Origin of the sequence: Microcoleus sp. K5-D4, from assembly GCF_036704575.1 — a bacterium.
Classification (GTDB): Bacteria; Cyanobacteriota; Cyanobacteriia; order Cyanobacteriales; family Microcoleaceae; genus Microcoleus.
In genome coordinates this window covers 64,389-79,541 of the sequence record NZ_JAUBSD010000021.1, presented here as the reverse complement: position 1 = coordinate 79,541, position 15,153 = coordinate 64,389, and the positions used below count along the sequence as shown (strand labels likewise).

Here is a 15,153-nt window from a genome sequence, read left to right as displayed (position 1 = left end):
CAGCTTTTATCAACAAGGTATGCGGGCCGCAACCCTTATACAGTCTATCTCGTAGACCTCTTTGTCACCCCCCCAGCCGCAGATGACAAGGGATTGACGCTAATTCACGCAGAGGTCGAGAAGAGAGATAGGAATAATTCCGATGCTAACAAATTTGAGATAACTATATTTGCAAGTTTTCTCACCAGCCCAAAAACGGATACTTGCGAACGACTCCTGTTGTGGAGAGAGCAAAATTTTAGACTCTTGTTCAAACTCCCAGATTCATCTGTGGAGTAAATCTAAAATCTAAAATCGACCGACGCCACTCCCTACTCGGATGCTTCCGGTAAATCTGCTTTTGGCAACAGCAAGCGCAAGCCCATCACCGCAAATCCGATCGCCGCGAGTCCCTTTACCAGTCGTTCCGGCAACACCTCTGCCGTGCTGAAGCCGATCGCCACGCCGATTAAACTTGCCAGCAGCAGCGCCGACGCCGTGCCGAAAAATACAGCCCGCGGCGAGTTACAACTACTGCCCAGGGCGATCGCAGCTAATTGACTTTTGTCTCCCAATTCTGACAAAAACACTGTAATAAAACTGATTCCCAGAAGTTGCCAGTCCATATTTTTTTCACTTCTTAGTTAGCTGTTGTAGAAATCTACGACTTACCGACAGGCAGACAATTAACCCAGCACTTCCCACAGCAGAACCGCCGAAATTGCCAGCAAAATCACTCCGGCTGCTCTCTCCAAAGTTCTCGGAGCAATCCGACTAGCCAGCCACCTTCCCAGCAACACCCCCAGCAAACTGGTTGCTATCAAAGCCGAACCCGCACCAGCAAAAACGATCCAAGGATTTCGAGATTCAGCCGTCATCAGCAAAATTGCGAGCTGAGTTTTGTCTCCAATTTCAGCTAAAAAAATAGTTGCAAAAGTCGAAGCAAAAATTGCCCAGTGCTTGGGCTTCAGTTTCTTTTGTTCCTGACAAATATCGGGATTTACAGTCACTGAGAGTTCAGCGGGCTCCGGGGTTAAAGCAGCACAAATCTCAGTAACCTCTTTTATTTGTAGTTGTACCTGTTGTGGCAAATCATAATTGAGGTTTACTGAGTCAGAAGCAGACAAGCTTGGCGGAACAGAATCAAGTTTCACGGGCAATGAGTGCTAAAAGCTATTTATTTTTGACTTGTACTTTTGATTCTAACTCTCTCTGTGCCTGCTTTTACCAAACCAGGGTCATCTTTTCCCCCCAATATTTCAGCAACTGATTCCTGAAACCACTCACCGCACCCAAAAAGGGATACAAGCCCCCAGATTTATCTGTCGAGTCAATCTCAAATCTCCAATCTTAAATCTCAAATTGACTGACGGACTTGTTCATGTGCCGTAAGTTCGATCGCCCGCATCTCCCAAACCAGGTACAATAAAGCCCTGTTCGTTGACTATTTCGTCGATCGTTGCCGTGTAAATCATCAAACTCGGGTACTCTGCACTCAGCCTCTTCAAAGCCGGAGGAGCAGCCACCACAGAGATAATCCGAATCAAGCTCGGGTCAATTCCCCGCTTCGTCAATTCCTGCATTGTCGCTATAATCGTGCCGCCAGTCGCCAGCATCGGCTCGCTAATTATCACCCGCGTTGCTGGGTTAAACTGCGCCGGCAATTTGTTCAAATAACAAGTCGGTTGTAGCGTCTCCTCATTTCTTGCCATGCCGAGGTGGTAAACCGAAGCCAGCGGTACAACCGTCTGAATTCCTTCGAGCAGTGCCAAACCCGCCCGCAAAATCGGTACCACAACTAACGGAGCTTCCGGGTTGATAAAAGTCGCCGGACATTCGCCCAAAGGGGTCTGCACTGTGGTTTCCACTATCGGCAGCCATTCTCGAATCGCCTCGTAAGCCAGCCACCTTCCCAATTCTGTCATCGCAGAACGAAAAAGCACCGATGGGGTGGCGGCGTCGCGGGCGACAGCCAGCCAGTGTTTAATTAACGGATGCGGGGGAACGTAAACGCGCAGTTGCAGGGACATTAGGAAATTGGGGAGAGTGCTAGGTTTGAGGGATTTTATGCGGTGCGATCGATCTTCTTCGAGGGCTTCCTCAACGGGCGATCGATCGCTCTGTGCAACTTATCACATCCTTGAGGGCGCATACAAGCCAGAGATTGAGAATCGACATCTTGCACTATTTTCAAGATTGCCGTCACGGGTTCAAACCTCCGCCGGACTGCCGGACTATTGCAACAAGCACCCGCCATCGGTTTGAGCTGACATCTTGCACCATTTTTAATAAGCCTTTCACGGGTGGGCTCTTCTGCCCAACGCCTACTCCCCACAAGAAAACTCGCTCTTCGCTTCACAGGCCTGAAAAACCTTTTCTTGAAAATGGTGCAAGCCGTCCGTTAGAACCCATTCGCCGATCGGCCTCCATCAGCTTATTGAAATATTTTTCCAATAGTATTGACATTAATTAGCAACAAGGCTATAGTGATTTTTAGTGTTCTCCTCTCAAAGGATCGGCAGACGGGGGCAGTCGGCAATGGTAGACTGTTCCCGCATTTTTTTTTGAAGCTGGGGCATTGGGCATCGGGCATCGGGCATTGGGGATTGGATATTAGGCATTGGGCATTGCCGAACTTCGGTCTTCCTGACATCCGCTACATCCGCTACATAATCCGTTGCCGAACTTCTTGCTTCGGGAGCGATCGACTGTAAAATCATAGAAATATTAAGATTTTTAACCTAATGTCAGCTCCTACCCAATCCCAGTTATTTTCTCCCAACTCCCGCCCTACACAGCAAGAGTTTGATGTAATTGTCATCGGTTCCGGCATTGGTGGACTCGTGACAGCCACCCAGCTAGCCGCTAAGAAAGCCAAAGTTTTAGTGCTCGAAAGCTATACAATTCCGGGGGGTAGCGCTGGATATTTTGATCGAGAAGGCTACAGATTCGATGTCGGCGCCTCCATGATTTTTGGCTTCGGACAGCGTGGCACCACCAACCTCCTCACGCGCGCCCTGAAAGCAGTCAACGTCACCCTAGAAACTATTCCCGACCCCGTACAGCTTCACTATCACTTACCCAGCGGCTTGGAACTTGAAGTGCCCCAGGCTTATGATAAATACTTGCAAGAATTAACAGATAGGTTCCCTCACGAACGCGAAGGAATCCACAAATTTTACGGCGAATGCTGGAACGTCTTTAACTGCCTCAACGGGATGGAATTGCTATCCCTAGAAGAACCCGGATATCTCGTCCGAGTCTTTTTTCAGAATCCTTTAGCCTGTTTGGGATTAGTAAAATATCTGCCTCAAAATACTGGCGACATTGCGCGGCGCTACATAAAAGACCCTACTTTGCTGAAATTTATCGACATGGAATGCTACTACTGGTCTGTAGTACCTGCAGACTTGACGCCGATGATTAATGCCGGAATGGTATTTTCCGACAGACATTACGGTGGCATCAATTATCCCAAAGGCGGAGTCGGTCAAATTGCCCAAAAATTAGTCGAAGGTTTAGAAAAATGCGGCGGGAAAATTCTATACAAAGCTAAGGCGAAAAAAATTATTACAGAAAACGGTCGCGCTGTCGGAGTCGAGCTAGCAACCGGCGAAGTTTACCGGGCAAAGCGGATAGTTTCTAACGCCACGCGGTGGGATACTTTTGAAAAATTGCTGCCCGCAGAAGAGATGCCCGCTAGCGAGAAGAAATGGCAGCAGCGCTATCAAAAAGCCCCCAGTTTCTTGAGTTTGCATTTGGGAGTTGAAGCAAGCGTAATCCCTGCGGGTAGTGCCTGCCACCACATTTTGTTAGAAGATTGGAACCAAATGGAAGCGCCGGAAGGAACAGTTTTGGTGTCAATTCCGACCGTGCTCGACCCGGATTTAGCTCCCGCAGGATATCACATCGTTCACGCTTTTACTTCGAGTTGGATGGAAGAGTGGGAAGGACTTTCACCGCAGGAATATGAGGAGAAAAAGGAAGAGGCTGCGGGGAGAATTATTGAAAGATTAGAAAATATTTTTCCCGGTTTAGATGCCGGTTTGGATTATATGGAAGTGGGGACAGCGCGTTCTCACCGCCGCTTTTTGGGGCGCGAAGATGGAACTTACGGGCCGATTCCGCGACAGAAGCTAATGGGTTTGCTGGGAATGCCGTTTAATCGAACTTCTATGCCTGGTTTGTATTGTGTGGGTGACAGTACGTTTCCCGGACAGGGTTTAAATGCGGTGGCATTTTCTGGGTTTGCTTGCGCGCACCGCATTGCGGTTGATTTGGGTTTTTAGCGGTAGTAGTAGGGTGCGTCAGATTGTTCGCTTGAAATACGACATCAAAGGTGAGGCTCCGGGGCAGCCTACAAAAAGACTAAAAACCCGGTTTCTGGAGAGAAACCGGGTTTTTAACCTCAAAATTGGTGTTTTCCATTCTTTTAATGAGTTTACTGGTCGTAGCTGCCGCCGACGCCAATTTGGGTATTGTAGATTTTCGCATCTGTGATCGTCATATCTTCCATTGATGCGCCGGATACGTCAGCGGTGTTAATGATGGCCGCGGTCAGATCTGCCCGATCGAGGTTTGCGTCATTTAAACTGGCATTAGTCAGAAAAACTGCGGTTAAGTTAGCACTCGTCAACTTAGCACCCGTCAAGTCAGCACCTTCGAGGTTGGCATAAGATAGGTTTGCTCCTCGTAAATTTGCTTCTCTCAAATCAGCACCAATTAAATGAGCTCCCGTTAAATCTGCTCCCGACAAGTCGCACTTAAAACATTGCCCGGTTGACAATAACTGTTTGACGTGAGCGGGATTTTCAGCGCGAGCAGGGGCTGCCAACACTAGGGGAGTAATTAAAAAAGTAGCGGCTAATAGATTGCGTTTCATAATCTCTTTTCCTCACAGACTCTGTATTCAAGTTCTTGTCTTGATATCTACAATTGTATCATGGTTGTTTTCGCAAGTTGCGATCTAATTCACAGCTTAGCTGTGATATCGATTCCCCTTAAAAACCCATACATGGTCTCGACCAGCTCGCAAAACATAATTTCGCAAAACTTAACACTGCCGAACTTAATACAGTGCCTTTTTGTAGTAACCTTTTCTAGGTTAGCCCGGATAGGCAACAGATGTGTCTTTCTGAAGATGGAGATGATTCGCAATGCTATGGATGATTTTAGCTGCGATCTTATCGCAAAAAGCTTACAAAAAATACCTGGTTTTTAGTAAAAGTGTCACGAGACAGAAAATTTAATTTAAAATAAAGATAAGCTTATAACTTTATAGGTAGAGGAAAAGCAGTCACAGGCCTGATCCCCAGCCCAAGCTCGGCTGCATTTTTAACAATAAATTTTAATTAGGTCTCAGCAGCGCCGTAAAAAGCCACCTAGTGCTTGGAAATCAGCACTTTTTTGGAATGTCGCAGAGTCTACGCGATCGCAAAACTAAATTAAATATGCTCAAAAACGATTCCTCCAAGTATCTGCCAACCTTAACTCAAGTAATAGACCGCTACCCCTTGACAGTTGCGCCCGATACCCCACTAGCAGAAGTAATTACCCTGATGGGCCAACGGCGCGAAAGTTGCTCTCTAAACGCAGCCATTCCACCAACCGATATCTATCAGCAACTAACAGAAATCGCAAATTCTCCCACCTCAAGTGCATTCAGAGACGCGACAGGTATCTGCGTCTTTGTCGTAGAAAAATCACTAGAAAAATTCTCCTCGCCCTGTGCTCCACATTCTCAATTGCAAGGAATCTTCACAGAAAGGGATCTTGTCGATTTGATTGCCTCGGGCAAAAACTTAAAAGGTGTCACCATCGCAGAAGTGATGAGGCAGCCTGCCGCAACTCTGACAAAATCCGAGACTCAAGACATTTTCAGCGCCCTAATTCTGCTGGGGCAACGAAGAATTAAGCATCTGCCAATATTGGATAGTGAAGGTCAACTCTTAGGAGTAATTACGCCAGAAAGCATTCGCCAAGCAATGCTCAAACCGGCAAATATCTTAAAAATGCGCCGCGTGAAAGAAGTAATGACCGCACAAGTCATTCAAGCACCTCGCTCCGCGTCCGTTAGAAGTTTAGCCGAGTTGATGGCGCAGCACCGCGTTAGCTGCGTAGTAATTACCGAATCAACAGAATTATCGATGGATTTACCGTTCCCCATTCCAGTAGGTATCGTCACAGAACGGGATATTGTGGAATTTCAAGCTTTAGATATAGATTTGTCGCAAACGATCGCCGAAACTGTGATGAGTACCCCCTTATTTAGCCTCAAGCAAGAAGACTCGCTGTGGGTAGCTCATCAGGAAATGCACGAGCGTTTAGTCCGCAGGTTGGTAGTAACGGGGGAACAGGGAGAACTCCTGGGAATAGTTACTCAAACCAACATACTGCGCGTACTTGACCCGATGGAAATGTCCGGGGCGATCGATGTTCTGCACGATTCAGTGGCAGAAAGGACGAGGGAATTGGAAAAAGCGATCGCATCCCTCAGCTTGACTAACGCCAGACTAGAAAGCGAAATTGCTACCCGCGTGCGGGCCGAGGCCAGACTCCACCTTTTAGAATCTGCTGTAGTGAACGCTAACGACGCAATCGTGATTATGGATGCGGGAGACAGCGATATCTCCGACCCCACCATCATCTATGCCAACGAAGCTTTTACCCAAATGACGGGCTACCTACCCGAAGAAATCATCGGACAAACCCCCAGTTGCTTGCGCGGCCCAGAAAGCGACCCCACCCAAGTCGATAAAATTCGCCGTACTTTCTCTCGCCAAGAACCCCTACGCCTAGAATTGATTAACTACCGCAAAGACGGTTCAACTTATTGGGTGGAACTCAACAGCGTACCGATTGCCGACACCTCCGGGAACGTTACCCACTGGGTGTCGGTGCAGCGAGATATTACCGATCGCAAGCGCATGGAACAAGCATTTTTTGAAGAAAAAGAACTCGCTCAGGTTACTCTACAATCAATCGGCGATGCCGTAATCACTACTGACGCCGAGGGCTACATTTTGACCCTTAATCCAGTTGCCGAAACACTTACGGGTTGGTCTACATTGGAAGCTAAAGGTTTACCCCTCGCCAGCGTGCTGAGAATAGTTGACGAAACTACCAGGCGGCCGATCGAAAATATCGCCGAAATCGCTTTGTGCGAAGGTCGGATTGTTGACCAAGGACACAACAGCTTGCTGATTGACCGCAACAACACTGAATTTGCGATCGATCACTGCGTCGCCCCCATCCACGCTAGCAGCGGCGAAATTGTCGGGGCCGTCGTTGTGTTCCGAGATGTCACGCAAGTGCGAACTCAAGCGCGGCAACTCACCTGGCAGGCAACTCATGACCCCCTGACGCAATTAGTCAACCGCCGGGAATTTGAGTACCAGCTAGAGCACGCCCTACACGGCGCTCAAGGTTACGGGCAAGAACACGTGATGCTTTATCTGGATCTCGATCGCTTCAAAATAGTTAACGACACCTCCGGTCATGCTGCTGGGGACGAACTGCTGCGCCAAGTCAGCCAGCTATTTAAAAGCAATATCCGCAAAACCGATATTTTGGCACGTCTAGGTGGCGATGAATTTGCCGTACTCCTGTACCATTGTCCCGTCGAACGAGGATTGAATGTCGCTGAAACGCTGCTGCGAAGCATTCAGGCATTCCGCTTTGCGTGGCAGGACAAAACTTTTTCGATCGGCGTCAGTATCGGTTTGGTAGCAATCAATCCCAAAACAGCCTCGACATCTGCAATTTTGAGCGCGGTCGATATGGCCTGCTACGCTGCTAAAAATAAAGGTCGCAACCGGGTACAGGTTTATCAAGCCGGCGACCAAGAATTAATCAAACAGCACGGCGAAACCGAGTGGGTGGTGCAAATTCATCAAGCTTTAGAAGAGAATCGCTTTTGCTTGTACTCTCAGCCGATCGTACCTTTGCTTAATTCTCCAACCACCGGAACCCACTGCGAAATCCTCCTGCGCCTCCAGTTGGAAACTGGTGAGTTGGTGTCGCCGATGGCGTTTATTCCTGCTGCAGAACGCTACAACTTGATGCACGCGATCGACCGCTGGGTGATTCGTACTTTATTTAGCCATTTATCTAAAATTTTCACGGCAAATTTATTAGTCCAAAACCCCGGAGTAGACAGCGATAAAATAGTTACCTTCCCTGCGTGCTCTCTTTTGTCTAATCTGCAATCATCATTTGGCAAATATCCCCACCTTTATTCAATTAACCTTTCTGGCGACAGTCTCAACGAAGAAAAGTTTATCGAGTTTATTCAGGAACAGTTTTCCATCCATCAAATACCGCCACAAATAATTTGTTTTGAAATTACCGAAACCGTTGCCATTGGTAATCTCAGTAAGGCAGCCAGCTTGATTTGGCAACTCAAGGAACTAGGCTGCCAGTTTGCCTTGGACGACTTCGGTAGCGGGATGTCTTCTTTTGCTTACCTGAAAAGCTTGCCGGTTGATTATCTCAAAATAGACGGCAATTTTATTAAGCATATTGTCGATAATCCTATTGATGTCGCAATGGTGGAAGCTATTACCAAAATCGCTCACGTCATGGGAATTAAAACTATTGCCGAGTATGTTGAAAATCAAACAATTATGGATAAACTCAATGAACTTGGGGTAGATTATGCTCAAGGTTATCATTTGGGCAAGCCTCAACCTTGTAACTTCACATCTCCTCTTTTAGAGGAATTTTTGGGGGAGTTTCCTGTTAATTCTTTGGCTTTTGAAGCTAAGCTGGCTTGTTGAAGAAGGAAGTTGGGCAACGAGCAAGCAATGGGATTTAACAGATTTAAGGGAGGGATTTTGAGGGAAGAAGGAAAAGGGAAATGTTAATTTCTCCTAGGGTTTAGTGTTGTTTCGGAATGATTTGACCGCAGAGAACGCAGAGGGCGCTGAGTTTCCAGAAGAGAGAGATGGATAATTCTGATACCAACGAATTTGATATCAATTCCCTATTCCCATTCCCAATTCCCCATTACCCATTACCTTCTAGATTAGTTTCCGCCGCTTCAATGTACTGACTGTCTAACAGAAAAGCACCTTTTTCAAAGCGAATTCCCCAATAATTGCCGGGACGCCGATCGATCACAACGCCTTCAGCGCCGATCGCAATTAAATTCGCAGGCCGCAGCATCGGCATCGGTTCGGCAGTTTTGACGTAAGGCGGCATCGCCACAACTCTGACTTTTTGACCGATTGTAAATTCTTTTTCCATTAGTTTTATTTCCTAAAGAAACACAGCGATAAAGGAATTATGACAAGAAATTTTTCTGTTTAATTGATTGATTTATTGATTAGGGATGGATAATAAAATGGGTGATTCTGAAGCATTATCAAGGGAATTACGGCAAAATTATTGATATTTTAGGCTTCCATCTTCCTTATATTCAAGTTCATGATATTTTCCCCCTAACCCTAAGTCATGAAGACATAGTTGGTAGTTTTTGGCTCCCATATCGAAAGGGTTAGTCCTGTTCAATCTTGCCCATTCAGCTATCTTTAGCTGGTTAGTTACCCCTGAAGCATCGGCTACGGTTTTGACAATCCAATCAAACATTTTTTTTCATCTAAGCTGTCTCTCACTCTACCTCTCTATATTAGCTATATATTCACCTATGGCAATCAAACATTTTTTTCCTCTAAGCTGTCTCTCACCCCTAACTCGGACGATCGCCCGTAACACCCCTGACCGATCGCGCTACAATTGTCAATCGGGATGAAAATGGCTGATTAGGAAAGTAGAGGAGTAGGTGTTATGGCTACAAGTCGTCGCATTGAGCGTGTAGCTTCAATGGTTAAACGGGAAGTCAGCCTGATGTTGCTGAATGGAATCAAGGACGACCGGGTAGGTGCCGGTATGGTTAGCGTTACCGATGTAATTGTTTCGGGAGACCTTCAGCATACAAAAATTTTTGTCAGCATCTACGGTACTGATGAGGCGAAGGCTGAAACTATGGAAGGTTTGAAATCTGCTACTAGCTACGTCCGCAACCAGTTGGGCCAACGATTGCAACTGCGCCGGACGCCGGAAGTGATTTTTCTCGAAGACCGTTCTTTGGAACGGGGCGATAAAATGTTGATACTGCTGAATCAGCTTTCTGCCGATCGCAAACCAGGTATGTTTGATGACGAAGAATTGGCCCAGGGCAATGAAAATGATGATGATGATGATGATTTAGAAGCAGACGAGGATTAGTGTCTGAAGGTAGTCAACAGCTTTCCTGTCAACAGTCCACAGTCAACAGTCAACAATTCCTAATTTCCCATGATTGACAATCTTTCCTTACCAGAACTGGTGGCACAGATGTTCGTGGTGCGCGCTTCTGGCTGCTTGTTCGACCACCAAATTCGCTATCCCGAATGGGAACCAACTGCCAGCAAACTCCGCTATTATCTGGAAAATTTGGGCGTCGGTGGGGTGATTTTGGTCGGGGGAAGTGCTGCGGAGTTGGCACTTCGATCGCACCAATTGCAGTCTTGGGCCAAGTTTCCGCTACTGCTGGCGGCCGATATTGAGGAAGGTGTCGGCCAGCGGTTCGCGGGGGCGACTTGGTTCGGGCCGCCGATGGCAATTGCCGAAGTGGCGCGGCACGATTCAGGTAAAGCCGATCGATATGCTGAACAAATGGGCGCTGTCACTGCGATCGAAGCTAGGGCGATCGGTCTAAATTGGATTCTCGCACCGGTGGTTGATGTTAACAACAATCCCGACAATCCTGTGATTAATGTCCGCGCTTTTGGCGAGACACCGGAAATTGTCGGAAAATTAGCTGCTGCTTTTATTAGAGGCGCAGGTGAGCACCCGGTTTTGACCACCGCTAAGCATTTTCCCGGCCACGGCGACACGGCGGTTGATTCTCACTTGGAATTGCCGGTTTTGCCACATTCGCCAGCGAGATTGACTGAGGTTGAGTTGCCTCCTTTTGTTGAGGCGATCGCTGCTGGGGTCGATGCTGTGATGAGTGCTCACTTGCTGATTCCGGCTTGGGATGCGGAGTGTCCTGCTACTCTTTCTCGCAAAATTTTGATCGGGAAGCTGCGAGAAGAGTTGGGATTTGAAGGTTTGATCGTGACGGATGCTTTGGTGATGGGTGCGATCGCCAATAAGTACGGCGCTAATGAAGCTGCTGTTTTGGCTGCTGAGGCTGGTGCTGATGTTTTGCTGATGCCGCTTGACCCGGAAGGGGCGATTCTGGCTGTCTGCGAAGCTGTCACTCAAGGGCGACTTCACATATCACAAATCAAGGAATCTGTCAAGAGAATTTGGTCGGCTAAAGCTAAAGTCGGTTTGTTAGTAAAGGAAAAGGAAAAAGCAGTAGATTCAACATCGATCAAGTCGATAGACTTAAGTTTGCTGGCAACTCCTGATGCCAGGGCAACTGCTGCCGATATTTTGCGAGATTCTTTGAAATTTGGCGGCAATCTACCTTTGCAGGTTGCAAAACCCGCAGAAAACCAGCTTTTGCGGAATTTGATTGTTGTAGATGATGTTTTGGGGTGTGAGTTTTTGGGCAACCACACTCCGGCGATCGCCCTTCCTGAACAGTTTGGTTACGAATTGCAACTGATTGACGATCGCACAGGGGCGATCGCTGATAATACAGGTGCAGAGCATTTTTCTCCGACACTGCTGCAAATTTTCATTCGCGGCAATTGCTTTCGAGGCAGTGCTGGTTTGACCGAAGCAGCTCAAGATTGGTTTAAGAAATTATTAAAAACGGGAGAACTGCAAGCTGTGTTAATTTACGGCAGTCCCTACGTTTTAGAGCAATTTTTGCCACACTTGCCTCCGAGTATTCCTTATGTATTTTGTTTTGGGCAAATGCCGGCAGCGCAATCTCTCGTTCTTGAAGTGCTATTCGGCATTGACGGAACTGGTAATGCTTGAGTTGCCGGACTCCTAAATATTTCCTTTGCTGCTTGCTGCGTTAGGAGTTAAATTCATCAACCCGGTTTCTCGCCGGAAATGTTGCCTTTGGTGGCAAAGCATCCAGAAACCGGGAATCCGATGCGGGTTCCTAAGTTCTGAATTGAGCTTTCCAGCAGATCCGCTTGCTAGTCGGGAAAATGTGCTGCTTCTCAACATCCTAAGACAGATCCCATCACTTACTGATGATTCCTATAATTTATTTTTATTTACGGCAGTGAATTGTATAGCTGTATACGGACAAAATTTAACTTCCATATTCGTAAGTTTGGACTATATTATTACCAGGGCCATAAAATTTTTTAGTAAAACATTGAGGGCGCATTATGATTCACTCCACTATTCCCCAAATCCAATACTCTTTAGATGTGATCCAAGATGAAGCGCGTCAGCTAGTGCATGAGGGCGTACTCAGCCGCCAACAGCCCATCTATACCCTGTGCCAATTCATTCCGCCCCGGGAATGGGCTTGTGTAGAGTGCGAATTAGAAAAATGCGACTTCTTGCTGCGCGATCGGATCGCCGACCTGATCGGTTCTGAAAAATGGGACAATGACTAAAGTTTGGTTCTGTTAAATTAAGTTGGCAAGTAAACTCCGGCTGTGTTAGAGACTCTTGATTCTTTAATGCTGGGAATTTTCGGCGCGCAAATTTTCCAACTCGGCCCTCAGCGCTGCCATCTGTGCAGTTAATTCTTGAATCTCTAGCTTTACGGTAGGCTGTACAACCGACTCGGGAGGAGCATCAGTCGCTGCATCTGATTGCTTGGGCGAGACAGATTCATTGTCTGCATTCTCCCGATCGCCCGGTTGAGAAAAAATAGTATCTACAAAATTCCGGGCTTCTCGCTCAGTCATTTCTCCTTTTTCCAGCAGCTCATCGGCTAGCTGGCCAAAATCTGACTTCAGTTTGTCAAGATTTTCTTCTCGCTTCAGAGGATCTTGCAATGTCTCAATTAAAAAGGAAGTTGCACCTAAAGTTAGGTGAAATCCTGTTTGCAGCATTTGAGGCAGGTTGTCGGGATTCATCTAAAAATGCCGCTAGAACGTTTTTCTGAGTTTTTGGTTCGCTAGTTGCTCCCAAGTCGGGGCGCAAAGCCGCTTTTTAGCGCGAAGGTGCTGGCGTTGTGGGTCGCGATCGCCCCGATTCAGGAAATATCAGCTTTTGGGAGGACGTTTTGCCGTTGTGCCAATACTAATCGTATCATTACTTCGTAAATTAATAAATGTCAAGTGTAAACTTTTGTAACTACGAATCGAGACATTCCCACTCGAAAGCTCAGTTTATTTGAGATTTGAGATTTGAGATTTGAGATTGAACAGGACTTACGCACTGCGACTAAAAAAACCCGGTGGCTAATTACCCCTGCGTAAGTCCTGTTCAATCCAGTTAAGGATACAGCGCCTCGCCAGTGGAGGGGTCAAATATAAATAGTCGATCGAAGTCAAGCTGTACCGTCAGTCGATCGCCCGCTCGCAAGCGAACACTCGCAGGTATTTGTAACTGTACAGTAGTTTCAGCACTCAACAAAGGCAAACTCGCCCGAATTAAAGTTTCTCGCCCCAGAGGTTCCACTACTTTTACCTCTAGATCAAGAGGGACTTTTTCTAAGGCCCAAACATCGGTTTTCAAATCATCATCTTCTACTGTTTGTGGGGTAAAGATTTCTATATTTTCTGGACGGATGCCCAAATCAAATCCTTGTCCTTCTCTCGCCTGCAATTTTTTCTGAATCGAGGGCGGACAGACTAAATGTTGATTTCCCACTTGAAAGGATTCGTTAGTATAAATTGCCGGCAAAATGTTCATGGCGGGATTGCCTAAAAATGTGGCAACCATGCGGTTAGCTGGTTTGGCGTAAATGCTTTGCGGGTCTCCAATTTGTTGAATTTTACCCCCATTTAAAACTACAATCTTATCAGCTAAAGTCATCGCTTCCACTTGGTCGTGGGTGACGTAAATTGTGGTAATTCCCAGCCGTTGATGCAGTTGTTTGAGTTCTGCTCTAGTGTCGTCTCGCAGTTGAGCATCGAGGTTAGAAAGCGGTTCATCTAAAAGAAATACTTTCGGTTCGCGGGCGATCGCCCTTCCGAGTGCTACCCGCTGCTGCTGTCCGCCTGATAGCTGTTTGGGCTTACGCTTGAGGAGGTGGTCGATCGAGAGCGATCGGGCTACTGTTTCGACTCGTTCTTGAATTTTAGTCGGGTCAACATTCCGCATCCGCAATCCAAATGCCAAGTTTTCGGCGACAGTCATGTGCGGATAAAGCGCGTAATTTTGAAACACCATTGCTACATCCCGCTGTCTCGCCGGAATGTTGTTAACTAAATTATCTCCGATGTAAAGATTGCCGGAAGTTGCGGTTTCTAAACCTGCAATTGTCCGCATAATTGTTGATTTACCGCAGCCGGATGGCCCGACTAATACCCAAAATTCCCCGTCCGGGATTTTGAAGCTGATGTTTTCGATCGCGGTGACGTTTTGGTAGCGTCTGGTAATATTTTCTAAGCGAACATTTGCCATTTTGTGACTGTAATTAGTAATTGATAATTAGTGATTTTTACCTTCAGTCTTCAGCCTTCAGAAAACTGTTCCAATTCTAAAACTGTGCGGTCTAATTCTTCAACTATAGGCGTTAACTCAGCTTGGCGGAATGCTTCTACTAAAGAACGATAATACCAGAGAGAACCATCTTTGCCACCTTTGAAGCGTTCCCAAACAGTATCTCCTAATTGACGGTAATCTTTCAGGATCGATCGAACATTATAAAGTTTATCAGCAGCCGAGACTAATCTGACGGAGCCAGAAGCTGTAGAAATGCGATCGATATAAGCTTGCTTTCGCTGACGCCAAGGGGGTTTCGGCGTCTCGTCACTGTCGGTACAGCCGTCTACAATCGCTGTGACGGTATTCCCAAAGCGGTGGCGGATGGCTTCGCGGGTGGTGGCGCCGCCTTGATCTTCGATCGCATCGTGAAGCAAAGCTGCGATCGCCTCATCTTCATTTGCCCCATATTCTAAAGCTATACTAGCAGTGCCCAACAAATGGGCAATGTAGGGAACCCCGGAACCTTTGCGAACTTGGGTAGCGTGCAATTCGGCAGCATAGGTGAGGGCTTCAGAAAAACGGTTTGAGAGAATCATGAAAGTCACCTTTCTGAATTGCTATGATATATAAATTGTCTGGCTAAGTTGAAAATACAAAATCTACCCATTT

16 protein-coding genes are annotated in these 15,153 nt (G+C 46.9%); 6 read left to right on the top strand and 10 right to left on the bottom strand.

The window, feature by feature from the left end; translation table 11 throughout:
- Positions 1 to 279 (top strand): hypothetical protein (locus QUA77_RS09445; protein WP_333449957.1); only part of this gene is annotated, 279 nt, incomplete at its 5' end.
- 32 nt (positions 280 to 311) lie between these two features.
- On the opposite strand, the gene QUA77_RS09440 is transcribed toward QUA77_RS09445, so the two are convergent.
- From QUA77_RS09440 to QUA77_RS09425, 4 genes are all read right to left on the bottom strand, one after another.
- The gene (locus QUA77_RS09440; RefSeq protein ID WP_333035445.1) at positions 312 to 605 is read right to left on the bottom strand and encodes a TMEM165/GDT1 family protein; all 294 of its coding nucleotides are present in this window, start codon (positions 603 to 605) and stop codon (positions 312 to 314) included.
- A gap of 60 nt (positions 606 to 665) precedes the next feature.
- Positions 666 to 1,133 (bottom strand): TMEM165/GDT1 family protein, encoded by a 468-nt coding sequence (locus QUA77_RS09435; protein ID WP_333035444.1) that lies wholly within the window; start codon positions 1,131 to 1,133, stop codon positions 666 to 668.
- 225 nt (positions 1,134 to 1,358) lie between these two features.
- Positions 1,359 to 2,009 (bottom strand): uracil phosphoribosyltransferase, encoded by a 651-nt coding sequence (gene upp, locus QUA77_RS09430; RefSeq protein ID WP_333059729.1) that lies wholly within the window; start codon positions 2,007 to 2,009, stop codon positions 1,359 to 1,361.
- A 35-nt stretch (positions 2,010 to 2,044) separates the two neighbouring features.
- A complete protein-coding gene (locus QUA77_RS09425) occupies positions 2,045 to 2,314 on the bottom strand; it encodes a hypothetical protein (protein ID WP_333449956.1) in 270 nt (89 codons plus the stop codon).
- Positions 2,315 to 2,723: 409 nt separating this feature from the next.
- On the opposite strand from QUA77_RS09425, the gene crtH reads away from it, so the two are divergent.
- Positions 2,724 to 4,268, top strand: coding sequence for a carotenoid isomerase (gene crtH, locus QUA77_RS09420; RefSeq protein ID WP_333449955.1), 1,545 nt, complete (start codon positions 2,724 to 2,726; stop codon positions 4,266 to 4,268).
- A 152-nt stretch (positions 4,269 to 4,420) separates the two neighbouring features.
- Here the strand turns inward: crtH and QUA77_RS09415 are convergent, their stop codons facing one another.
- Complete coding sequence (locus tag QUA77_RS09415; protein ID WP_333449954.1) at positions 4,421 to 4,861, bottom strand: pentapeptide repeat-containing protein; 441 nt, start codon at positions 4,859 to 4,861, stop codon at positions 4,421 to 4,423.
- 529 nt (positions 4,862 to 5,390) lie between these two features.
- Between QUA77_RS09415 and QUA77_RS09410 the strand changes: the two genes are divergently transcribed.
- Complete coding sequence (locus tag QUA77_RS09410; RefSeq protein WP_333449953.1) at positions 5,391 to 8,756, top strand: EAL domain-containing protein; 3,366 nt, start codon at positions 5,391 to 5,393, stop codon at positions 8,754 to 8,756.
- A gap of 229 nt (positions 8,757 to 8,985) precedes the next feature.
- Here QUA77_RS09410 and sipA read toward each other — a convergent pair whose 3' ends face one another.
- The gene (gene sipA, locus QUA77_RS09405; RefSeq protein ID WP_333449952.1) at positions 8,986 to 9,225 is read right to left on the bottom strand and encodes a regulatory protein SipA; all 240 of its coding nucleotides are present in this window, start codon (positions 9,223 to 9,225) and stop codon (positions 8,986 to 8,988) included.
- Positions 9,226 to 9,363: 138 nt separating this feature from the next.
- Positions 9,364 to 9,567 (bottom strand): hypothetical protein, encoded by a 204-nt coding sequence (locus QUA77_RS09400; RefSeq protein ID WP_333449951.1) that lies wholly within the window; start codon positions 9,565 to 9,567, stop codon positions 9,364 to 9,366.
- Positions 9,568 to 9,765: 198 nt separating this feature from the next.
- On the opposite strand from QUA77_RS09400, the gene rbfA reads away from it, so the two are divergent.
- The 3 genes from rbfA (at position 9,766) to QUA77_RS09385 (ending at position 12,497) form a co-directional block, all read left to right on the top strand.
- Positions 9,766 to 10,206 (top strand): 30S ribosome-binding factor RbfA, encoded by a 441-nt coding sequence (rbfA, locus tag QUA77_RS09395; protein WP_333449950.1) that lies wholly within the window; start codon positions 9,766 to 9,768, stop codon positions 10,204 to 10,206.
- Between the two features lie 69 nt (positions 10,207 to 10,275).
- Complete coding sequence (locus QUA77_RS09390) at positions 10,276 to 11,898, top strand: glycoside hydrolase family 3 N-terminal domain-containing protein (RefSeq protein WP_333449949.1); 1,623 nt, start codon at positions 10,276 to 10,278, stop codon at positions 11,896 to 11,898.
- Between the two features lie 365 nt (positions 11,899 to 12,263).
- The gene (locus QUA77_RS09385; protein ID WP_333035426.1) at positions 12,264 to 12,497 is read left to right on the top strand and encodes a DUF4327 family protein; all 234 of its coding nucleotides are present in this window, start codon (positions 12,264 to 12,266) and stop codon (positions 12,495 to 12,497) included.
- Between the two features lie 63 nt (positions 12,498 to 12,560).
- Here QUA77_RS09385 and QUA77_RS09380 read toward each other — a convergent pair whose 3' ends face one another.
- From QUA77_RS09380 to QUA77_RS09370, 3 genes are all read right to left on the bottom strand, one after another.
- Positions 12,561 to 12,965, bottom strand: coding sequence for a hypothetical protein (locus QUA77_RS09380; RefSeq protein ID WP_333449948.1), 405 nt, complete (start codon positions 12,963 to 12,965; stop codon positions 12,561 to 12,563).
- Positions 12,966 to 13,326: 361 nt separating this feature from the next.
- The gene (locus QUA77_RS09375) at positions 13,327 to 14,460 is read right to left on the bottom strand and encodes an ABC transporter ATP-binding protein (RefSeq protein WP_333449947.1); all 1,134 of its coding nucleotides are present in this window, start codon (positions 14,458 to 14,460) and stop codon (positions 13,327 to 13,329) included.
- A gap of 50 nt (positions 14,461 to 14,510) precedes the next feature.
- On the bottom strand, positions 14,511 to 15,080 hold the full coding sequence (locus QUA77_RS09370; RefSeq protein ID WP_333449946.1) for an HD domain-containing protein: 570 nt from the start codon (positions 15,078 to 15,080) through the stop codon (positions 14,511 to 14,513).
- Between the last annotated feature and the right edge of the window lie 73 nt (positions 15,081 to 15,153).